Genomic DNA, 21,942 nt, shown 5'->3' on the forward strand with positions numbered 1-21,942 from the left:
CGTCCTCGGGTTGAGACCCGAGGATCAGGTCCATCCGGCCATACGCCAGTAAAGATCGTTGGCCCGGCCGGCATCCTCGTCGGTCGTGTCCTCGCCTGTTTCCTCGTCCTGATCCTCGGTCGACTTGTTCTCGTGAAACGCCTGGTCCTCGGGCGAATGCTGCTCTTCACCATCCTCGTCGGTTTTCGATATTTCCCGCGTCTTGCGTTCTTCCGGGTCCTTTTCCCGCTCTTCGGGCGGATAGGGGACAAAGGGCAGGGGAATGCCCTCACGCAGCGGTATTGGCAGGGGGAGGGCGAATTGTTCCGGGAACTGCGACGCACTGGCGGGCTGGCCGCTTGTGTTCGCCTGGGGGAGGGCCGGACGGGTCGCCGGAGCCGGAACGTCCGGTTCCGAGAGGCGGGGCGCGGCAGGCCTCGGCAAACGATCGGCTGCGGCTTCTTTGGTGAGCGGATCAGGTCTTGCAGGGGATTGGCCGTCGGCCCGTTCCTCCAGTTCCTGATGCTCCGGCAAAGGCCTCGCTGCGGGTGGCAGCGGTTCCAGGAGTTCGCTGTTGCCTTCCGCGAAGACCTCGGCAAGCCACTCGGTCATGGCTGCAGGCGTCGCCTTGTTCGATATGACTGAAAGATGCGTCTGTTCAAGGTTTCGCTGCGAAAGACGGGCAAGTGCCGGGCCGTCATAGATAGCCGACGAGGTGCGTCCTTCAATCGAAGCAGGGCGTGCGTTGTTCTCTTCCCCGTTCCCGGGACGCCGTGCCGTGGGTGGAGTTTCCGGCGTCTCCTCCGCCGGGTCCGCAGAGAGATCGGAGCGGTCGCCTTCGGCAACTTCCGCCGCGGCCTGCTGCTCGACCGTAGCTGCTTTGGCGACCTCGCCTTCAGCATTGTTTTCCGCGTGCAGCGCACTTTGCTCGTGCAATGCGGAAATCGTGATTTCCGTATCTGTGGAGAGCATGCTCGATTCGGGAGCGGAAAGTATCTCGTCCGCCTCAATCGAAGCCGCGGCGGCCTGCTGTGCTGACGCCTCGCCGCTGCCGGTGGCCTTCGTACCGATATTGTCGCGTTGACCGGCTGGAACGCTGCCGGCGTCATCTGACGGCGGCGCCGAAGCCGCAACCGACTCTGCCTCGGACGAAAAGTTCGTTCCGACAGTCTGATCGGGCGGGACCGGGATGGTATTGGCAGGTCGCGACGGCGGGTTGAGTACCTGCTCAGTCCCGGCATTCTGGCGATAGGAACTGACGACCGCTTTGGCGGCGAGATCGCGATCGAGCAATTGAGCGGTTTCCATCCGCAAGGCGAGCCGGGCCGCATCCGGCCCTGTGGGATTGTTGAGAATTTCGGCCAGCAACCGCAGCGAAACACCCTTGACGAGCTGATTGAGCATACGCTCGAGCACAGCACGTTCAGCCGGATTCATCGCTTTGACCGCTTCCGAAAGACGCCTGGCATAGTCGAGCAGGGCTTCCCCCTCACGGCGAGGAACTCTGATCAGTTTGCCGATGGTCTCCGCGAAGATCGAGGCACCCTGCGCGAGCTGGATCTGGGCCGAAAGCGAGAGAATGTCCAGCCTGCCGCCTGACAGGGACGAGGAAGCGATGGTCTCGGCATTTACGGAATTGTTGCCGACAGTGATGCGCTGGCGCAGGGCCAGCTGCTGCGACGGGTTCTGGTATTCGATGAATGAACTTAACGTGGCACGAACCGGAGGCAGCATTGTCCGCTCCATGTCTGATTGTGACGACAGGACAGTTCGGCCACGCGATTGTGTGTTTTCGCAACGGAACGGCGTTGCGGCCGTAACGCCTCATGGCGTTCCCAATGCCGATAGCTGGCAATCAATCTCCGGCAAAAAGGTTAACGTCTCGCTAACATGCGGGCGAGGAATGATCTTGGACGGCACAGTAAGCGGACAGTCCGGATTATTGCGGGATCACGCGGCCAACTTCTTTTTCAACAATTCATAAATGCCAATCTCGTCCACGCGAACCGGCAGGATTCCGCCAACCGTGGTTGCCTCGACTGCCTGGCCTTCGAGCAGCGTTTCCACGGCATCGGCGGTGAATTCGCTCGCGGGCGCCTCGCCGGCAACGAGGATCTTGCTGGTCTGGTTCTGATCTTCCTCGGAGGTTGCCTCGTCGACGGCCGGTGTGTCGCCGCCCGCCTCGGCCGAATCGGAAAGAGCGACCTGCTCGGCTGCAGCGGCAAACACGCTCAGCAGCGTCTGCGTGTCGACGGAAGCAGCGTCGGTTTTGCCGTCGCCGCCCACGTCCGCTCCGTCATTTTTGTTCGTCTTCTCGATAACGTCTTGGACTTTCTGAACGTCCTCGAGCTTCTTGCCGGCTTCCGCGGCCTCGATGTCTTCCTGGCGCTCGGCGCGGGTTTCCTCGTCCTCGACGCGGGTGGGATCGTAACCCTGCGGGCCGAGCTTCAATTCTTCGAGAGTTTTCGGATCGGCAACGTCCTCAAGCCGCTGGACCACGCGGTCGACTTCCGCCCCGAGCTTGCCGCCATTGGCCTTTTTGGTGAAGGCGTCCATCAGGCGCTGGTTGTCGTCGCCGTAGGGATTCTGGATTGCTGCCAGCAGCGTCTTGATGGAGATGCCGATATCCTTGAGCCCGAGATCCTCCTCCAACTTGCTGATCTGGGTCAGATCCATCGGCTTGAGCAGATCTTTGAGCGCTTCGCCCAGCCGATAGTTCGAGCGGGCCTCATCGGTATCGAGGCCGAGCTTCTTGGCCAGACGGTCGATGAGATCGATCTTCAATTCGTTGGGATCTGTGCGGTTGGTGCCGAACAGCGCGGAGGTAATCTTCTCCCTGGCGCGCTTGGCCTCCTCGCTGGCGCTGACTCGCGCCTCCGTGACCGGATCGCGTTCCTTGCCGGACCGTTCGGCTTCCTCTTCCTTGCGCTGTTCCTCGATGCTGTCGAGCATCGATTGCATCACGTTGGTTGCCGCAAGTCCGTAGGTCTGCTGTGTTGGAAGCAACATGCCCGATTATCCGGTCTCATTGAGAGATATGCCGGAGGCGACGATAGGTTTCGAAGGTTAACGAATTATTGCCGGCTGATTAGCGCTTGTCCCAACGAGAATTGGAGACCGCGGCTTGAGGACCAGCGTGACCAGCACAAAACTGACGTAAAGAAGCAGGTACCAGGATCCGAGCTTGCCGAATGAAACCACATGCCAGGTCTTCTGCGTCGGATAGATCCAGGTCCCGGTCAGCGTGCCGATGTTCTCCGCAACCCACAGGAAGGCGGATGAGAGGAACGCTGCCACGACCAGCGGCATACGCAGTGTCGTCCGGTCTGTCGTGAAATGGATATCGACGCGTCGGAAGACGACGACGGTTGCTGCGAACAGAAGATAACGCAGATCCGGCAGGTAGTGATGACTGAAGAAATTGACGTAGATCGCGATCGCCAGCAATCCGGTGAGCCACATCGGCGGATAGCGGGTGAAACGCATGTCGAAGATGCGGATCGTGCGGGCCATGAAGGAACCGACGGAGGCATACATGAAGCCGGAAAACAGCGGCACGCCGGCGATCTGAATGATCGCGGGTTCCGGATAGGCCCATGATCCCATATGCACCTTGAAGATTTCCATGACGGTGCCGGTGACGTGATAGACTAGGATCACCTTGGCCTCGTCCCAGCTTTCCATCCTGAAACGCAGAAACAGGAATTGGATTGCCAGTGCGGCGATGAACAGGAAATCGTAGCGGTAAAGCGCCCAGTCCGGCTGCCAGACGAACTTGGTGACGAGCAGCAGGGTGAGCATGATCGCCGCGAACAGGCAGGCCCAGGCCTGTTTCAGCCCGAAAAGGATGAACTCGGAAAGCCACCAGGGAAGTGGCGCCAGCACACCGCGAACGAGAAGGCGCAGCGGTTCGAGATAAGGCCCCGTCTCATGCGCCGGAGGACGTTCTGGGGAACGCCGTTCCATCAGCTGTGGGCGAAGATGTCCGTCTCTTCCCAACCGAGCAGGTCAAGTTTTGCCCGGGTCGGCAGGAAGTCGAAACAGGCCTGGGCGAACTCGAGGCGGTTGTCGCGCACGAGTCGCTCGTTCAGCTTGTCGCGCAGTGCGTGCAGGTACAGCACGTCGGAAGCGGCATATTCGAGTTGCGCCGGCGAGAGTACCTCCGCAGCCCAATCGGACTGCTGCTGCGCTTTCGACACGTCGATATCGAGCAGTTCCTTAAGGTTGTCCTTGAGGCCGTGCCGGTCGGTATAGGTACGTGTCAGGCGCGAGGCGATCTTGGTGCAGAAGGCAGGTGCCGTGGTCACCCCGAATGTTTGAAAGAGAACGGCGATATCGAAACGGCCGTAGTGGAAGATCTTCTGCCGGGACGGATCGGTAAGCATGGCGACAAGGTTCGGCGCTTCTCTTTGGCCTGCGGCGATGCGGATCACGTCGGCGGAGCCATCGCCCGGCGAAAGCTGCACGACACAGAGCCGGTCGCGGCGCGGAACGAGGCCGAGTGTTTCCGTATCGATGGCGATAGCACCCGTGTAGCGGGCTGCATCAGCCGCCGGAATATCGCCTTTATGATATCGAATCTCTGCCATGTTCGTCTCCGTCGCCTATGTTCGGCCATCCGCTATAGACCACGTTTTTCGCCAAGGATACCGTCATCTTCGGGAGGGGGAGGCCCGGGCTGCCGAAAAGCCTGTTGCCGAGCGACAAGTTCAAGCCTGAGCAAATGCTCAGCTTTGCGCTGAATGCATTGCTGCATTGCAACAGGATGGATTGGCACGCTTAATCGATTATCCTATATCAATAGTCATTGAGCGACGCACTCCTCCTCCCAGTGTCGCTTGATACGGATCGACAACACCTCCTCCTCCCAGTTGTCGATCAAGTTTAAAGCCTGGCGCATCCTCCTCCCGCGCCAGGCTTTTCTATTTTCAGCCTTCTCCTCCGATACCCTTTGATCGACACGTTGTTGCGTCGGACGGACTCGTCCGGGTCCGCCGAACGATATGGCGATAACGTCACGTGCGTGTCACGGGCCGCCGATATAGCAATCCTCGCCTTCCCTTTTGAACTTTTCGTGAGGTTTACTATGCGCAAGCTTTTTGCTGCCCTGGTCGTTTCGACCGCACTCGCCGGTGGCGCCCAGGCCGCTACCGTCTATCCGCTGGATCGTGCGACGATCCTTTCCGGCTCCCCTTTCGACTTCAAGGTTGAGTTCAGCAGCGTCGTGAAGCCGGAGGACGTCAAGATCACCGTCAATGGCCAGGACTACAAGGCCGTTCTCGGCAAGGATGTCCAGTTCGTCGCCGAAGAGAAGGTGAAGGACAAGGTTGCCGGCTCTGCCGTCATCCTGCGCGGTCTGACGATTGCCAATGCAGGCGACTACAAGGTTGAGGTTTCCGCAGGCTCCGAAACGAAGAGCGTTACCTGGAACGTCTATAACACCGGTACGACCCCGAAGGCGAAGAACATCATCTTCATGCTTGGCGACGGTCTTTCCGTGGCGCACCGGACTGCCGCTCGCCTCATGTCCAAGGGGATGACCGAAGGCAAGGCCAACGGCCGCCTCAATATGGACGATCTCGATCGCATGGCCTTCATCGGCACCTCGGCAGCCGACTCGATCACCACCGACAGCGCCAATACCATGTCGGCCTACATGACCGGGCACAAGGGTGCCATCAATTCGCTCGGCGTCTACGCCGATCGCACCGCGGATACTCTGGACGATCCCCGCGTCGAGACCATCGGCGAGGCGCTGCGCCGTCAGACGAAGAAGTCGATCGGCATCGTCGCCACCTCGGAAATCGAAGATGCAACGCCGGCAGCCATCGTGTCACATACCCGTCGCCGCGACGACAAGGCAGAGATCGTCGGCATGATGCTCGACGTGAAGCCGGACGTTATTCTTGGCGGCGGATCCGCTTATTTCCTTCCGCAGGCGACGAATGGCTCCAAGCGCAAGGACGACAAGGACTATATCAAGATGTTCCAGGATGCAGGCTACAAGCTTGCGACCGACAAGAACGAACTGGCCGCCGCCACGAACGCGGACAAGATCCTCGGCCTCTTCCACACCGGCAACATGGATGTGGCCCTCGACCGGGAAATCCTCAAGAAGGGCACCGTCGGCAAGTTCCCCAATCAGCCGGGCCTCGTCGAAATGACGAAGACGGCGATCGATCAGCTCTCGAAGAACCCGGAAGGCTTCTTCCTGATGGTCGAGGCCGCCAACATCGACAAGATGACGCATCCGCTCGACAATGAACGTGCGGTCGTTGACACGATCGAATTCGATCAGGCGGTCGGTGTGGCCAAGGATTTCGTCGCCAGGAACCCGGATACCTTGCTCGTCGTGACCGGCGACCATACGCATGGCATCACCATTGTGGGCATGATCGACGATGAGGCTGAAGGAACCGAAATGCGCGAGAAGGTCGGCGTGCGTGGCTTCCCGAACTATGTCGATGCCAACAAGGACGGTTATCCGGACAGCGTCGACGTGACGAAGCGTCTTGCCATGTTCGTCAGCAACTATCCGGACCATTACGAGACCTTCCGCCCGAAGCTCGACGGCCCGTTCAGCCCGGCTGTTCAGAACGACAAGAAGGAATACGTCGCGAACGAAGCGTACAAGGATGTTCCCGGCGCGGTCTTCGTCCAGGGCAACCTGCCGAAGGATGCGAGCTCGGGCGCCCATACGGTCGATGACGTGGTGCTGCAGGCAACCGGTCCCGCTTCGGAGAACTTCAAGGGCTACATGGAGCAGAGCGACGTCTACAAGGTCCTCGCCGATGCCTTCGCGCTCGGCGTGAAGCAGACGAACTAGAATGGCAATGGCGGCATGCCCATTTGGCGTGCCGCCTGCCGCTTCCTCTGGCCGCTTGCTTTGCCGTTCGGAAAGAGGAAGATAAGTGGCTTGGGAATGAGGGAGAGCGACATGCAAAAGTCGTTTGTGGCGCGATTGAGCCGCCGTCGGACACTGGGCTTCCTGGCCGGTCTGCCATTGTTGATGACGGTGGACAGGGCCGAAGCCTCCGATGACCTGACCTTCGATGAGCTCTACGGCAAGATCAGCGTTCTGGGGCTCGAATTCTCCGAAAAGGTAAAGGAGCTTGCCGGAAAGCCGGTTGCGATGCGCGGCTTCATGGCGCCACCGCTGAAAGCAGAAGCGCAATTTTTCGTGCTGACCGAAGTGCCCATGTCCATCTGCCCCTTTTGTTCGTCCGATTCCGATTGGCCCGACAATATCGTCGTCGTCTACCTCAACCGCAAACAGACCTTCACACAGCCGAACGAGACGATCGAGGTGCGCGGCACGCTTGAGGTCGGCTCATGGACCGATCCCGATACCGGGTTCGTCAGTCGCCTGAGAATCCGCGACGCCGCATACCAGGCGGTCTGAACATGCTTTCGTTGCATATTGATGGCCTGATCAAGTCGTTTCCCGGGCTGGATGGCCCTGTCCTTCGGATAGATTCCCTGGCATTCTCTCCCGGAGATCGAGTTGCCGTGACCGGCGGCTCCGGTTCCGGCAAGAGCACATTCATCAATGTCGTTACCGGTTTGGAACGGGTTACGACCGGCAAGGTCGTCTGGAACGGGCGAGATATCGCTCGGCTCTCGGAAACATCGCGCGATCGCTGGCGGGCTGAGCATGTCGGCCTCGTCATGCAGGATTTCCACTTGTTCCCGGGCCTTTCCGCCGTTGAGAACGTGCTTCTGCCGGCGCGGCTTGCGCGCGTCGCCGATGCGGCGATGGTCACCCGGGCCCATGAATTGTTGAAGACCGTTGGCCTTTCCCGGCCGGATCAGAAGATCGAGACGATGTCGCGCGGCGAGATGCAGCGCGTGGCGATCGCCCGCGCGCTTCTGCGCAAGCCGGGCGTGATCGTTGCCGATGAACCGACTGCAAGTCTGGATGTGGAGGCGGGCGAGACCGTCGGCCGGCTGCTGCTCGACATGGCAGCGGAGACGAAGAGTACGCTGATCGTCGTTTCACACGACCAACGCCTGACCGATCGGCTGGATCGTCGCCTCACCCTCCGTGCCGGACGTATCGTCGCCGATAGCATGCGTGAAGGGGTGGCGGCATGATTCGCTTCATCCTGTCCGATCTGCGCCGTCTCTGGGCCGGTGCCGCCGTCGTGATACTCCTCGTGGCGCTTGCGACGGCGCTGGGCGTCACCGTCACGCTGCAAGAGCGGGCTTTGCGTCTGGGCAGTGCCCGGGCGGCGGACAAGTTCGACCTCGTCATCGGCGCGGCGGGGAGCGAAACCCAGCTTGTCCTGTCCTCCGTTTTCCTCCAGCCCGCTCCCTTGCCGCTGATGCCGGGCGAAGTCCTGGCGAAGCTCTCGAAGGATTCGCGGGTCGCCTGGGCAGCGCCCGTGGGCTTCGGGGACTCCTTCGCCGGCTATCCGCTGGTTGGCACGACGCGCGCCTTGATTTCCAGCACCGTCTCCGGTTTTGCGGAAGGCCGCATGTTCGAGCAGGAAGGCGAAGCCGTGCTGGGTGCGGCCGTCAAGCTGCCGGTCGGTGCAGAAATCAAGCCGATGCACGGCACGGCTGCGACGGGCGGAGAGACCCATGCGGGCGTCGTCTATCATGTCGCGGGTAAACTGCGGCCAACGGGCACGCCGTGGGACCGCGCCATTCTGGTGCCGATCCAGGCCGTCTGGCATGTCCATGGACTCGGTCACGAGCATGGACACGAAGAGGAAGAACATCACGATGGCGACGCGCCTGAAGTGACGCCCGCTGCCGCAGCCACCGGTGAGCACGGCCATAGCCCTCTGGAAGCCGCGCAGGAACACGATCACGAGAACGAGGTGGCAGCCGCCGAAGAGCATGATGAGGACCACGACGACCATGCCATCGACGGAGATGCCCCGATCGTTGAAGATTTTTCCGCCGACACTCCAGGCCTCCCTGCGGTGCTGGTGAAGCCGAAGACGATCGTGGACGCCTACAAGCTGCGGCAGGAATATCGCAGTGGCAATACGCTGGCCGTTTTTCCAGGCGAAGTGCTGACCGGCCTCTATGCCACGCTCGGTGATGCCAAACTGGTCTTGAGCGCCGTGGCGGCGGGTTCGCAGGGCCTCGTGGCGGCGGCGCTGGTTCTCGTCACCGTCACGCATATCGGCCAGCGGCGACGCCAGATCGGCGCGCTTCGGGCTTTCGGAGCGCCACGGCTTTCGGTCTTCGCGATCGTCTGGCTGGAACTCTTTTTCCTGGTCGCCCTCGGCATTGGCCTGGGCTTCCTGGCAGGTCTGGTTGCCGCCGAGGTGATTGCCGGCCTCTTCACGGCCGAGAGCGGCATCGTGTTGCCGGTCGAATTCACCTATGAGGATCTGCAGCTCGCGCTTGTCCTCCTCGGCGTCTCGGCCGTGCTGTCGGCCGTACCGGCAATCCTGGCCTATCGCCAGTCGCCGGCAACCGCCCTTCGTGCTTAAGTCAATGCCCTGATCGATGCGATCAGCTCGTCGTCGATATCGAGGCCCTGTTCGATCGCCGTTCGGCGGGAGGTCTGGCCGCGCCGGCCGGGCAGGCGAACACCCTCTTCGGCTGTCATCTCTCGCGCCAGTTCGGCGATCCGTTCGGCGGCCGATCCGGCCCCGGCAGAAGGATCGATAACGATCAGCATTTGCCCGACGGAAGGCGGCGTGCCTTTCTCCTCCATGAACGAACTGGCCTCGTAGGAGAAATTCGATCCCGTCAGGCCCGCCGCAAGTATTTCCACCATCAGCGCCAGCGCCGCGCCTTTGGCTCCGCCGGAAGGCGCCATGAGGCCCTTCAACGCTTCGTTAGGGTCGGTCGTCGGCCTGCCCTCCCGGTCGAAGGCCCAGCCTTCCGGAATGTCCACGCCCTTCTGCTTGGCGGCCATGATCTTGCCGGCCGCCACGGTGGAGAGCGCCAGATCGATGACCAGCGGGTCCTCGCCTGCTACCGGCGCGGCAAACGCAATCGGGTTGGTGCCGAACAGGCGTTTCCTCCCGCCCCAAGCGGCCATGGAGGCCGGCGCATTGGCGAACATCAGCGCCACGAGATCCAGTTCGGCAAACCTCTCGACTGTCAGCGCCATGACGCCGGCATGGTGCGAGCGATGGACGAGGCCAAGCGCGACGCCCTGCTTGCGGGCGATTGCCGGCAATTCCGCGACGGCAAGGTCAAAGGCCGGATAGGCGTAACCGAGCGCAGCGTCGACAGAAAGCACCGCCGGCCGGGGTCGCGTGGCGACCGGCCTTGCCTTTCCGTCCACCTTGCCGCTGCGCGCCTGGCCTATATAGGCCGGAATGCGCCTGAGCCCATGACCGTATTGCCCGGCGGCCTCCGCATGCACGAGCGCGCGTGCGACGGAACGGGCGGTCTCGGTGAGGACGCCATTGGCTTCGAAAACGCTCTTCACGAGCGCTTCGGTTTCTTCGAGGGTCATGTGCATGAAAGGATATCCAGGCTGGTTACGGATGGTTATCCTGCATATAGCCCGATAATCACAGGCAGGTTAGTGCCTGATCGAGATAACTTGCCACACCCGAAGGCGGCGCGGGGATCGGGGAGGCGCGCCGCACGGCCGAGATGATATAGCTGTCGATCGCGGAATCGCCGGAGGAGCGAGAGAGCGAGACGCTGGTGACGTTGCCGCGGCCATCGAAGCTGAAGCGTACTGCCGCCGTCCCTGTGCCATCGCCCGGGCATCTGCGCGCTGTTCTGGCGAGCTTCGCCTGCACACGGGATTTCCACTTGGCCGGCGAAATCGATTGCGAGAAGAAGCCTGCCGAGTTCTGGCTGGCGGCGGTGCGGTCCGATTGCCTGGCCTGAACTTTCGCCTCGGCCATATCCTGGCGAGCCTGCTGTTGTTGCTGCTTCGGCTTCTGGGTCCTCTTGGCCTGTTCCTTCCTGGGCTCGGGTTTCTTCGCTTCATCCGGTTTTGGCGGCTCAGGCCGCATCATCGGCAACGGCACCTCGACATTTTCCAGCGCAGCCGTCATCTGCTCCTCGATCGGGTCGATCTCTTCGACAGGCTCCGGTGGCGGCTCTGGAATGGTCCGGGTGATCTGGGGTTCCGGCTCCGGCATTTCCCGAGGCGGTTGTTCGATCACGGGTTCGGCCGGCGTTGGCTCCACCGGCTCCGCGATCTGCTGCTGCGGCGGCTCGACCGGTTCCGGCGTCGGCTCTGGTGCGGGTTCGGGTTGCGGTTCCTCGGCCGGCTCCGTCTGCTCGCTCTTGACCTCCTCCTGATCCTGCTGGTCGGGGGAAATCTGGTCCTCTTCGGTATTGACGGCCTCGGGTTCCGGAGCAAGCTCGATCATGATCGCGGCCGGCGGCGAATTGTCGGCCGGCGCATCCGGCGTTTCCTGCATGAGAAGTGCTGCAGCACCGATATGCACCGAAAGCATCAGCAGCCCGGCGACGCTCCAGAGCGCCAGTTCGCCGGCGCGCCCGCTCGGGCCTGCCTGCGAGACGACAAGGCTCATGGCGCAGCTCCCGGGGAGGGCGTGGCCGGTGGAGCCTGCGGCTGCGGAGATGGCGCTTCGATGGCGCCGGCAGCTGGTGTGGGCTGTACCGGGACGGTTTCGAGCCCCACCAGCGCGATCTTCAAATAACCGGCGTCCCGCAGGAGGTTCATGACCTCCATGAACTGCCCGTAGTCGACGGCCTTGTCGGCACGCAGGAAGATCCGCGTATCCTTGTTGCCCTCTGTCACAGCACCGAGCGCTGCCGCCAGGTGGTCGCGGGCCACGGCATCATTGCCGATGTTGAGGCTCAGATCCTCCTTCACGGTCAGGTAGAGGGGCTCGTCCGGCCGTTCGGCCGGCTTGGCGGTCGAGGCAGGGAGATCGACATTGACGTCGACGGTCGCAAGCGGCGCGGCCACCATGAAGATGATCAAGAGCACCAGCATGACATCGATGAACGGCGTCACGTTGATCTCGTGGTTCTCCGAAAGGTCGTCGCCATGATGTTCGCGAATGCCGCCGGCCATGGTCGATCAGCCTCCTGCCACCAGCGAGACCGGCGTCTTGCGGGCTCCCGGCGGGATCTTGCGGAAATCGAGGTCGCGGCTGACCAGCCGTTCGACGCCGGCGGCCGCGTCCGCCAGAAGCTGCCGGTAACCGGTGATGGAGCGGGCGAAGACGTTGTAGATGACGACGGCCGGAATGGCGGCGACGAGACCGATTGCGGTCGCGAGCAAGGCTTCCGCAATGCCCGGTGCGACGACGGCCAGATTGGTCGTGTTGGACTGGGAGATGCCGATGAAGGAATTCATGATGCCCCAGACCGTGCCGAACAGGCCGACGAAGGGCGCCGTGGAGCCGATCGTCGCAAGCACACCGGTGCCGCGCGACATACGCCGGCCGGCATAGGCCTCGATGCGGGAAAGAACCGAGCCGACGCGCTCCTTGATGCCGTCGCCGTGAGCATGGTCGAGCGCGGCTTCGGATAGCTGCATCTCCTCGGCGGCGGCGCGTAGCATCAGTGCGGCAGGCCCGCCGCGGCTGCCGGCTGCATTGACCGCTTCCGAAAGTGTGCGGGATGTGCGGATGGTCTTCAAAGTCCGGCCTGCGCGGGCGCGGGCGCCGGCAAGCTCAAGCGTCTTGGCAAGCCAGACGGTCCAGGTGACGAGCGAGGCGAAGGCAAGTCCCAGCATCACGCCCTTGACCACCCAGTCGGCCGCCATGAACATGCCCCACGGTGAAAGATCATGCGGCAGGTCGGAGCGGCGTTCCGGTTCGAGGAACTGTGTGAACACATCGGCGGGCTCTCGCGCAACCGGCTGTTCTTCCTGTTCGTCGGCCGTCGGCTGCGCACCGTTGTCTGTGTCGCGCTGCACGGTCGAAGAAGCAGGCGCTGAGGTTTCTGGCTGCAAGGGTGTCGTTGCCTGTCGAACTTCGTTCGGTGCTGTGCGGGATGGTGCAGGTGCAGTCTGCGTTTCGGTCGTAGCGACGGACGGGGCAGAAGGAGCAGGAGCGACGGATTGAGCGGGCTCGGTTGCTTGCGGGGCAGCCGATTGCGTCGGCGCCGTTGCCCGCGGCGGCGCTGCCGGCTGCATCGTGGCATCCGGGGCGGGCGCTTGAGCCATCGCCGTCGGGACGGCCAGCAGCGTGGCAGCCAGTATCGTGAGCGTCATCGGGAGCCGGCTCCTGATCGGCTGGCGCATGGAAAAAGCGGGCTTCAGGATAACGGACATAACAGGCGATACTCCGGACTATTCAGCAAGGCAGACCGCGCATGGGCGCGGATCGGCATTGACGGAAACGAAGGCATCGGAACGCCGCCGGCCACAGCCGATGCATTCGCGATGTTGCTGCTACCCGATAATAAACATGAGTGGGAATGGCAACTAATAAATCTTGAGAATGCCGATCAAATTCACCTTACACGGCGGCAGTTATGCCGCCGGCACGGGGATCGTTCTCGGTATGCCATAAAACAGACGGGATTATCGTGCCAGCCAGCCGCCGTCGACCGGCAGAACGATGCCGTGGATATAATCCGAAGCCGGTGCGGCGAGGAAGACGGCAGCGCCTCCGAGCTCCTCGGGCTGGCCCCAATGGCCGGCCGGAATGCGACCGAGGATCGCCGCGTTACGGTCCGGATCGTTCCGCAGCGCTTCGGTATTGTTGGTCGAGAAGTAACCGGGGGCGATGGCGTTCACATTGATGCCCTTGCTCGCCCATTCGCAGGCAAGCAGCCGGGTGAGGCCGGCAAGCCCGCTCTTGGAAGCCGTGTAGGAGGGGATGCGGATGCCGCCCTGGAAGGACAGGAGAGAGGCGATGTTGATGATCTTACCGCCCTTGCCCTCTGCAATCAGATGACGCGCGAAGGCCTGGGAGAGGAAGAAGACCGTCTTCAGGTTCACGTCCATGACCGCGTCCCAGTCGGCTTCGGTGAAATCGATCGCATCGGCGCGGCGGATGATACCGGCATTGTTGACGAGGATATCGGCTCGGCCCGTCCAGTCGAGCGTTTCCCTGATTACCCGGTCGACCGGCTCGATCGTGGCAAGGTCCGCCTGGATCGATTTGGCCCGCCCGCCTGCGGCGCTGATCGCCGCTTCCGTCTCGGCCATGGAGGATCGGCCGACCAAGGTTACATCCGCTCCGGCTCCGGCCAGCGCCACTGCGATCGCCTGGCCAAGACCTGTATTGGCGCCGGTGACAATTGCCGTCTTGCCGGTCAGGTCGAATGAAATAGCCATATCCTGTCTTCCTCCACCAAGATAAAAAAAACGCCGGGAATTTCTCCCCGGCGGTTCGTAGCATTATCGAGCCAGTGCTTAAAGCGTGCGCGTGACGTGTTCGACGCGGAAGCACTCGATGATGTCGCCGGCGCGGATGTCTTCGTAGTTCTCGAAGGCCATGCCGCATTCCTGGCCGACCGGCACTTCCGAGACTTCGTCCTTGAAGCGCTTGAGCGTCTTGAGCTTGCCTTCGTGGATGACGACGTTGTCGCGGATGAGGCGGACGCCCGCACCACGCTCGACCTTGCCTTCCGTGACGCGGCAACCCGCAACCTTGCCGACCTTGGTGATGTTGAACACCTCCAGGATTTCGGCATTGCCGAGGAAGGTCTCGCGCCGTTCCGGCGAGAGCAGGCCCGACATTGCCGCCTTCACGTCATCCACGAGGTCGTAGATGATGTTGTAGTAGCGGATCTCGATACCTTGACGCTCGGCGAAGGCGCGTGCCTGGGCATTGGCACGCACGTTGAAGCCGATGATCGCCGCATCGGAGGCCTCGGCAAGCGAGATATCCGACTCGGTGATGCCGCCTGCGCCCGAATGGACGATGCGGGCGCGGACTTCGTCGGTGCCGAGCTTTTCGAGCGCACCGGCAATCGCTTCGATCGAGCCCTGCACGTCGCCCTTGATGACCAGCGGAAACTCCTTCACGCCGGAAGTCTGGAGCTGGGTCATCATCTGTTCCAGCGAACCGCGTGAACCCGACTGACGAGCCGCCGCCTTGTCGCGGGCGAGCCGCTGGCGGTATTCGGAGATCTCGCGGGCGCGGCCTTCGTTCTCGACAACGGCGAACTTGTCACCTGCCTGAGGCGTGCCGGAAAGACCGAGCACTTCGACCGGCGTGGCGGGCCCCGCTTCCTTGACATGCTCGCCCTTGTCGTCGACGAGCGCGCGCACGCGGCCCCACTGATCACCGGCCACGATGATCTGGCCAGGCCTCAGGGTCCCCTTCTGCACCAGCATGGTTGCGACCGAGCCACGACCACGGTCGAGCTGGGCTTCGATCACCGTGCCTTCGGCCGTCCGGTTCGGATTGGCCTTGAGGTCGAGAATTTCCGCCTGCAGCAGGATCGCTTCGAGCAGTTTGTCGAGATTGGTTCCGTTTTTGGCCGAAACCTCGACATCCAGGGTCTCGCCGCCCATGCTTTCCACGAAGACTTCGTGCTGCAGCAGTTCCGTGCGGACCTTCTGCGCATTGGCGCTCGGCTTGTCGATCTTGTTGATCGCAACGATGATTGGAACACCCGCCGCCTTGGCGTGGTTGATCGATTCGATCGTCTGCGGCATCACGCTGTCGTCAGCCGCGACCACCAGGATGGCGATGTCCGTCGCCTGGGCACCACGGGCGCGCATCGCCGTGAAAGCGGCGTGGCCGGGCGTATCGATGAAGGTGATCTTCTGGCCGTTCTGCTCCACCTGATAGGCGCCGATATGCTGGGTGATGCCGCCTGCTTCGCCGGCGACGACGTTGGCATGGCGGATCGCGTCGAGCAGCGAGGTCTTGCCGTGATCGACATGGCCCATGATGGTGACGACCGGCGGACGCGATACCAGTTCGCCTTCGTTGTCGGCAACGTCGAAGATGCCTTCTTCGACGTCCGATTCGGAGACGCGCTTCACGGTATGGCCGAATTCGCCGGCGATGAGTTCGGCAAGGTCGGCGTCGATGACGTCGCCCGGCTTCATCATCTGGCCTTCCTTCATCAGGAACTTGATGACGTCAACGGCGCGCTCGGACATGCGTTGCGACAGTTCCTGAATGGTGATGGTCTCCGGAAGGATGACCTCACGGACGACCTTTTCACGCGGCTCCTGCATCTGGCTGCGGCGGAATTTCTCCTGCCGGCGACGGATGGCGGCGAGCGAACGGCCGCGCGAGCTGCCCTCGTCGTCTTCACCGCTCACCGTGGTGATGGTGAGCTTGCCGCGGCGGCGCTCTTCCTCTGTCTTCGGTCGTGCCGGAACCTTGGCAGGTGCCGGAGCCGCCACGCGGCCACGATTGGGGACGCCCCGCGGCGGACCGCGATCCTCCTCCTCCTCCTCATTGGCACGGCGACCACGACCGGCGGCCGGCTGAACGCCCGCGGGCGCCGGAGCACCTGCGGGACGCGGGGCCTGCGGGCGGGCTTCCTGGGGCCGGGCAGCCGGAGCGGCAGCACGTTCGGCCGGCCTCTCGGCAGCCGCAGGTGCCAGAGCAGGGGCTCCGGCCGGGGCGGGTTCTTCGGCGGCCGGCGGCTGCAGCTTGGCCTCTTCCGCACGACGGGCGGCTTCTTCCGCTTCTTCCGCCTTGCGGCGTTCTTCCTCCACCTTGCGGAGCGCTTCTTCCTCGGCGCGACGCTTGGCTTCTTCGACCTCGCGGGCCTGGGCTTCCATCAGTGCGCGACGGCGTGCCTCCATCTCTCCGGCGGAGAGATCGTGCAGGACCTGTGGGCGTTGGGGCTGCTGGCGCTGCGGCTGACCGGACGGACCGCCGGACGGGCGCTGGCCCTGCTGCGGAAGCGGGCGCTGGCTCTGTGGCGCCGGCTGGTGGATCCGGGGTTGCGGCGCGGCCGCCTGAGGGCGTTGCTGCACCGGCTGCGCGGTCTCGGCCGGACGCTGCTGGGCGGGGGCGGGCGCAGTAAAGGCTGGCTTTTCGTCCATCGGCCGGGTTGGCCGCCGCTTCACCGTCTCGACGACGACCGCCTTCGTGCGACCGCGACCCATGTCCTGGCGCACGGTACCCTGGCTCATCCCCGATGGCTTCAGGGTGAGGGTCTTCTTTACGCCGAGTGTCTTGTCGTCTTTATTATCGGTCATTCCGTTCCTGTTCCTTCGGACAGGAACGGATGGAAGCCATCAGAACCTGTCGTTTAATCCGTACATTCCAAAATGGCGGCCGGCCTTCGCCGGTGACCGCGTCATTGTTCTCGCCGGCCAGCGCCGCCATTTGCTCCGGATTGACCGACATCGCGGTACTTTTCGAGCATGGTTGCGCGCTTCACTACACCCTCACCCGCCTGCCCTGCAAGCGCGCAAGCATGGATAAAAGCATTCTGGCCCATCACTTCGTCCAATTCGGCTCCGGTAAAGAACGAAAAGGACGGAATGTCCTCCTCGGCATCGGAGCCGAGCTTCCAGGCCTTGCGGGCCTGGTCTATTTTTCTGACGCCGTCCGGTGCCGCATCGGCGGCATGGAAAACGGCGATTGCCGCGCCCGAACGCACGGCGGCATCCACTTTCGTGGCGCCCGAGATGAACTGACCGGCCTTGCGGGCCAAGTTCATCATCCCCACCAGATCGGCCGCGAGCAGCCGGTCGACGAGTGCACCGAGATCGGCGTCGGCCTTCGCCTCGGTCTTCAGCGCCCGGGCGAAGAGTTTTTTATTCACCGCCCGGTCGACAAGTGTCCGTTCCGCCTTGATCCAGCAACCGCGGCCGGGAAGCTGCCGCTTCAGGTCGGGCACGACGCGCCCGTCTGGAGAGGCCACGAAGCGGATCAGGGTTTCCGGCGGTGCAGTCTCGCGTGTGACGATGCAGGTCCGGTCGTTCACGATGATCTCGTCCTGCTCGCCATCGCCGTCGGCGTCCGGCGTCTCCCGTAGCGGCATCATTCCTGTTCTGCGGCGTCCGCCTCCTCGGTCTCCGGTTCCGGCTCCGGCTGGGCAATATCCTCTTCGGTGATCCAGCCCGCGAGCAGACGGGCCTGCACGATCATGTTCTCGGCCTCGGTGCGGGAAACGTCGAACTTCGAGAACAGGCCTTCGAATTTCTTCGTCTCGCCGTCCTTGCGTTCGGTCCAGCCGACGAGGTCGTCGGCCGCACAGCCGGCAAAGTCCTCGATCGTCTTGATGCCGTCCTCACCGAGCGCGACCATCATCTGCGCGGTCATGCCGTTGATCTGGCGAAGCTCGTCGGACACACCGAGTTCCTTGCGCTTCGCATCGTTTTCCGCCTCGATCCGCTCCAGATAGTCGCGGGCGCGCGTCTGAATTTCCGTCGCCGTGTCCTCGTCGAAACCTTCGATCGAGGAGATTTCGTCGAGATCGACATAGGCCAGTTCCTCGACCTGCGCAAAGCCTTCCGAGGCCAGTACCTGGCCGATCATCTCGTCGACGTCGAGCGCTTCCATGAAGAGGGCGGTGCGCTCGTTGAATTCCTTCTGGCGACGTTCGGACTCTTCCTGTTCCGTCATGATGTCGATGTCCCAACCGGTAAGCTGGGAGGCAAGACGGACGTTCTGGCCGCGGCGGCCGATGGCAAGCGAGAGCTGTTCGTCCGGAACCACGACTTCGATGCGCTCGGCATCTTCGTCGAGAACCACCTTGGAGACTTCGGCCGGCTGCAGCGCGTTGACGATGAAGGACGCCGGATCTGCGGACCACGGAATGATGTCGATCTTCTCGCCTTGCAGTTCGCCGACGACGGCCTGGACTCTGGAGCCGCGCATACCGACGCAGGCACCGACCGGATCGATCGAGCTATCGTTCGAGATGACGGCGATCTTGGCGCGCGAGCCCGGATCGCGAGCGACCGACTTGATCTGGATGATACCGTCGTAGATTTCCGGCACTTCCATGGTGAAGAGCTTGACCATGAACTGCGGATGCGTGCGCGACAGGAAGATCTGCGGGCCGCGCTGCTCACGGCGGACGTCGTAGACATAAGCACGCACACGGTCGCCGTAGCGCATGTTCTCGCGCGGGATCATCTCGTCGCGGCGAATGATGCCTTCGCCACGTCCGAGGTCGACGATGACGTTGCCGTATTCGACGCGCTTGACGGTACCGTTGACGATCTCGCCGACACGGTCCTTGAACTCGTCGAACTGACGGTCACGCTCGGCTTCCCGGACCTTCTGTACGATCACCTGTTTGGCAGACTGCGCGGCGATGCGGCCGAAATCCATCGGCGGCAGCGGATCGGCGATGAAGTCGCCGATCTTGGCGTCGGGGTTGCGGTCGCGGGCAAGCGCCAGCGGAATCTGGGTCGAATAGTCCTCGGCGTGGTCCACCACTTCCAGGAGGCGCTGCAGTCGGATTTCGCCGGTCTTGGAATTGATGTCGGCACGGATATTGGTTTCCGAACCGTAGCGGGAGCGGGCAGCCTTCTGGATGGCGTCGGCCATCGCGGCCAGCACGATTTCGCGGTCGATGACCTTTTCGCGCGCCACTGCATCCGCGATCTGCAGAAGTTCAAGCCGGTTCGCACTCACTGCCATTGTCGTTGGTCTCCGTAGGTCGCTTGTTATGGCCTCTTCTTGAAGGGCCATTGTGTCTTGTTCGGTTATTCGTCGTCTTCGTCGTTCTGGTTCGCGGCCTGCGTCTTGGCGAGCTTGTCGGCTCGCAGCGCTTCGCGGATCAGATCGTCGGTCAGAATGAGCTTTGCCTCGGCCAGCGCCGAAAAGGGGATTGTCACTCGTGGTTCCTCACCATAGGCGACCTGGTCCCGCTCGAGTGTGAAACCTTCCGCATCCGTTTCCGTGATCCTGCCGCGGAACCGCTTGCGATTGTCGATCATGATCGACGTTTCGCATTTGACGAGATGGCCCTTCCAGCGGGTGAAATCCGACTTGCGGACCATCGGGCGATCGATGCCCGGCGAGGATACTTCGAGATGATACGCCTTATCGATCGGATCTTCCACATCCAGAACGGGCGAAATGGCCGTGGATACGGCTTCGCAACCCTCGACATCCATGGTTCCGTCGTTGCGCTCGGCCATGATCTGCAGCGTCAGGCCGTTCTGGTTCAGCATACGCACGCGAACCAGCCGGTAATCCATGGCGGTCAGCACCGGCTCGATGATTTCGGCGATCCTGAGGTCGAGCCCGGTCTCGATGATGAGACGCGGCTCGGTTTCGGTTTGTGGCATAAGCTCTCCGGTTCATTGCCCTCGTCCAGCGTTCCGGCCGAGGTTGGAGCGATCGCCTAACAAAAAAGAGCGGGTCCGGCCGGGCCCACTCTTCATCGGACGATCAAGAATATGGCTTGCATATACGCTCTCAGGCCCCGGATTGCAAGAGTTGCCTCTTTCGTTGGTCCGAACCGCTGGAATTTGCATAAGCTCGGTCTATAACCGTTTGTAACGACGCACGAAAGAACGAGGATGCAAAGTGCCCGATCGGATATCGACTCTCGCTCCCTTCCGGCACCAAACATTCAGGACGATCTGGATCGCCAGCCTCGCATCCAATTTCGGCAGCCTCATCCAGGCCGTCGGCGCCGCCTGGATGATGACGTCCATATCCGAATCGCAAGACATGGTTGCGCTGGTCCAGGCCTCGACCGCCTTGCCGATCATGCTCTTCTCGATGATCGCCGGCGCGCTCGCCGACAATTTCAACCGGCGCAGCCTGATGTTGACGGCGCAGGTCTTCATGCTCGTCGTTTCGATAACGCTCACGGTCTTCGCCTATCTCGACCTGCTCACCCCCTGGCTGTTGCTTGCCTTCACTTTCTTGCTCGGCTGTGGCGTAGCGCTCAACAATCCTTCCTGGCAGGCATCCGTCGGCGATATGGTGCCGCGCGAAGTCCTTCCGGCCGCGGTGACGATCAACAGCGTCGGCTTCAACATCACCCGCAGCCTCGGCCCGGCGATCGGCGGTGCGATCGTCGCTGCAGGGGGGGCTGCTGCGGCATTTGCCGTCAACTCCTGCAGCTATTTCACACTGATCTATGCGCTTTTACGGTGGAAACCTGAAAAGCGCGACGACGTGCTGCCGCGGGAAACGCTTTTACGCGCGCTTTCGGCCGGTTTCGGCTATGTGGTTATGTCGCCGAACATCCTGAACGTTCTGTTTCGCGCCTTGGTCTTCGGCATCTCGGCAAGCGCCATCCTAGCGCTTTTGCCGATCGTCGCACGCGACCTCGTCTCCGGCGGCCCGCTCACCTACGGCATCATGCTCGGCGCTTTCGGGGTCGGCGCGATCGCCGGCGCCATGGCCAATTCACGCCTGCGCGAGAAGATGTCGAGCGAAATGATCGTCCGGCTGTCCTTCCTCGGCTTCGCGGCGAGCGCCGCCGTCATCGGCCTGAGCTCGAGCGCCTGGATCACCACGCTTGCCCTTCTCGTTCCGGGGGCTTGCTGGGTCCTGGCGCTCTCGCTTTTCAATACGACCGTGCAGCTTTCCACGCCGCGCTGGGTGGTCGGACGGGCGCTCTCGTTTTATCAAACCGCGGCCTTCGGAGGTATTGCCGGGGGGAGCTGGCTATGGGGTGTCCTGTCCGAGACATTAGGAGTTTCGATCGCATTGACACTGTCCAGCCTTGCCATGCTGGTGGGGGTGGTGATCGGGCTTCGTCTTGCTCTGCCGCAGTTCGTTGATCTCAACCTCGATCCGGTGAACCGGTTCAGCGCCCCATCGCTGAGGCTCGATCTGCAGATGCGCAGCGGGCCGATCGTATCATTGGTGGACTACACCATCGCCGACGAGGACGTGCCGGAATTCCTGACCCTCATGTCGCGTCGGCGGCGCATTCGCATTCGTGATGGCGCGCGGCAATGGGCGCTGATGCGGGATCTCGAACATCCGGAGATCTGGACCGAAACGTATCACACGGCGACCTGGGCCGATTACGTCAGGCATAACCAGCGCAGGACCCAGGCGGATGCCGAGGTATGGGATGCGATCCGCCGTCTCCATCGCGGCGAGGGGGGCCCGCGCGCCCACCGCATGATCGAACGCCAGACCATCCCGCCGCGAAATGACGTGTTCCACAAATCACCACCTGATCTGCATCACTGAG

Annotated in this window: 18 protein-coding genes; 5 read left to right on the top strand and 13 right to left on the bottom strand. The window is 62.5% G+C overall.

Annotation, left to right across the window (positions count from 1 at the left end):
- Positions 1-24: 24 nt before the first annotated feature.
- The 4 genes from QEO92_RS25480 to QEO92_RS25495 form a co-directional block, all read right to left on the bottom strand.
- A complete protein-coding gene (locus QEO92_RS25480; protein WP_227704875.1) occupies positions 25-1,713 on the bottom strand; it encodes a hypothetical protein in 1,689 nt (562 codons plus the stop codon).
- Between the two features lie 216 nt (positions 1,714-1,929).
- Positions 1,930-2,988, bottom strand: a complete 1,059-nt coding sequence (locus tag QEO92_RS25485) for a hypothetical protein (RefSeq protein ID WP_227704876.1) — start codon at positions 2,986-2,988, stop codon at positions 1,930-1,932.
- 57 nt (positions 2,989-3,045) lie between these two features.
- Positions 3,046-3,945 (bottom strand): DUF817 domain-containing protein, encoded by a 900-nt coding sequence (locus QEO92_RS25490; RefSeq protein ID WP_227704877.1) that lies wholly within the window; start codon positions 3,943-3,945, stop codon positions 3,046-3,048.
- Positions 3,945-4,568: a ribonuclease D gene (locus tag QEO92_RS25495; protein ID WP_227704878.1), complete on the bottom strand. Its 624-nt coding sequence runs from the start codon at positions 4,566-4,568 to the stop codon at positions 3,945-3,947. Before QEO92_RS25495 ends, QEO92_RS25490 begins: the two co-directional genes overlap by 1 nt.
- A 497-nt stretch (positions 4,569-5,065) precedes the next feature.
- Here QEO92_RS25495 and QEO92_RS25500 point away from each other — a divergent pair, with 497 nt between their 5' ends.
- The 4 genes from QEO92_RS25500 to QEO92_RS25515 all read left to right on the top strand — a co-directional run bounded on the left by QEO92_RS25500 (position 5,066) and on the right by QEO92_RS25515 (position 9,428).
- Positions 5,066-6,805: an alkaline phosphatase gene (locus QEO92_RS25500; protein WP_227704879.1), complete on the top strand. Its 1,740-nt coding sequence runs from the start codon at positions 5,066-5,068 to the stop codon at positions 6,803-6,805.
- Between the two features lie 111 nt (positions 6,806-6,916).
- On the top strand, positions 6,917-7,381 hold the full coding sequence (locus QEO92_RS25505) for a hypothetical protein (RefSeq protein ID WP_227704880.1): 465 nt from the start codon (positions 6,917-6,919) through the stop codon (positions 7,379-7,381).
- Positions 7,382-7,383: 2 nt separating this feature from the next.
- Positions 7,384-8,073, top strand: a complete 690-nt coding sequence (locus QEO92_RS25510) for an ABC transporter ATP-binding protein (RefSeq protein WP_227704881.1) — start codon at positions 7,384-7,386, stop codon at positions 8,071-8,073.
- Positions 8,070-9,428 carry an ABC transporter permease gene (locus tag QEO92_RS25515; RefSeq protein ID WP_227704882.1) on the top strand — a complete coding sequence of 453 codons (1,359 nt, stop codon included), beginning with the start codon at positions 8,070-8,072 and terminating at the stop codon, positions 9,426-9,428. The genes QEO92_RS25510 and QEO92_RS25515 overlap by 4 nt, the downstream gene beginning before the upstream one ends.
- On the opposite strand, the gene QEO92_RS25520 is transcribed toward QEO92_RS25515, so the two are convergent.
- The 9 genes from QEO92_RS25520 to rimP form a co-directional block, all read right to left on the bottom strand.
- Positions 9,425-10,414, bottom strand: a complete 990-nt coding sequence (locus QEO92_RS25520) for an Ldh family oxidoreductase (protein WP_227704883.1) — start codon at positions 10,412-10,414, stop codon at positions 9,425-9,427. The genes QEO92_RS25515 and QEO92_RS25520 overlap by 4 nt on opposite strands.
- Positions 10,415-10,466: 52 nt before the next feature.
- A complete protein-coding gene (tolA, locus tag QEO92_RS25525; RefSeq protein ID WP_227704884.1) occupies positions 10,467-11,450 on the bottom strand; it encodes a cell envelope integrity protein TolA in 984 nt (327 codons plus the stop codon).
- The gene (gene exbD, locus QEO92_RS25530) at positions 11,447-11,959 is read right to left on the bottom strand and encodes a TonB system transport protein ExbD (protein WP_227704885.1); all 513 of its coding nucleotides are present in this window, start codon (positions 11,957-11,959) and stop codon (positions 11,447-11,449) included. The genes tolA and exbD overlap by 4 nt, the downstream gene beginning before the upstream one ends.
- 6 nt (positions 11,960-11,965) lie before the next feature.
- Positions 11,966-13,105, bottom strand: coding sequence for a tonB-system energizer ExbB (gene exbB / locus QEO92_RS25535; RefSeq protein ID WP_227704886.1), 1,140 nt, complete (start codon positions 13,103-13,105; stop codon positions 11,966-11,968).
- 312 nt (positions 13,106-13,417) lie between these two features.
- Positions 13,418-14,176: a 2-dehydro-3-deoxy-D-gluconate 5-dehydrogenase KduD gene (gene kduD, locus QEO92_RS25540; protein WP_037151668.1), complete on the bottom strand. Its 759-nt coding sequence runs from the start codon at positions 14,174-14,176 to the stop codon at positions 13,418-13,420.
- Positions 14,177-14,254: 78 nt separating this feature from the next.
- Complete coding sequence (gene infB, locus QEO92_RS25545; protein WP_227704887.1) at positions 14,255-17,014, bottom strand: translation initiation factor IF-2; 2,760 nt, start codon at positions 17,012-17,014, stop codon at positions 14,255-14,257.
- Positions 17,015-17,115: 101 nt separating this feature from the next.
- Positions 17,116-17,808 (bottom strand): RNA-binding protein, encoded by a 693-nt coding sequence (locus QEO92_RS25550; RefSeq protein WP_227704888.1) that lies wholly within the window; start codon positions 17,806-17,808, stop codon positions 17,116-17,118.
- Positions 17,805-19,415 carry a transcription termination factor NusA gene (gene nusA, locus QEO92_RS25555; protein ID WP_227704889.1) on the bottom strand — a complete coding sequence of 537 codons (1,611 nt, stop codon included), beginning with the start codon at positions 19,413-19,415 and terminating at the stop codon, positions 17,805-17,807. The genes QEO92_RS25550 and nusA overlap by 4 nt, the downstream gene beginning before the upstream one ends.
- Before the next feature lie 65 nt (positions 19,416-19,480).
- Entirely contained in the window at positions 19,481-20,068 is a 588-nt protein-coding gene (gene rimP, locus QEO92_RS25560; RefSeq protein ID WP_037151662.1) for a ribosome maturation factor RimP, read from the bottom strand.
- A gap of 241 nt (positions 20,069-20,309) precedes the next feature.
- Here rimP and QEO92_RS25565 point away from each other — a divergent pair, with 241 nt between their 5' ends.
- Positions 20,310-21,941 carry an MFS transporter gene (locus QEO92_RS25565; RefSeq protein WP_227704890.1) on the top strand — a complete coding sequence of 544 codons (1,632 nt, stop codon included), beginning with the start codon at positions 20,310-20,312 and terminating at the stop codon, positions 21,939-21,941.
- Position 21,942 lies beyond the last annotated feature (1 nt).

It is taken from the genome of Neorhizobium petrolearium (assembly GCF_029854435.1).
In the GTDB taxonomy this organism is placed as follows: domain Bacteria; phylum Pseudomonadota; class Alphaproteobacteria; order Rhizobiales; family Rhizobiaceae; genus Neorhizobium; species Neorhizobium petrolearium.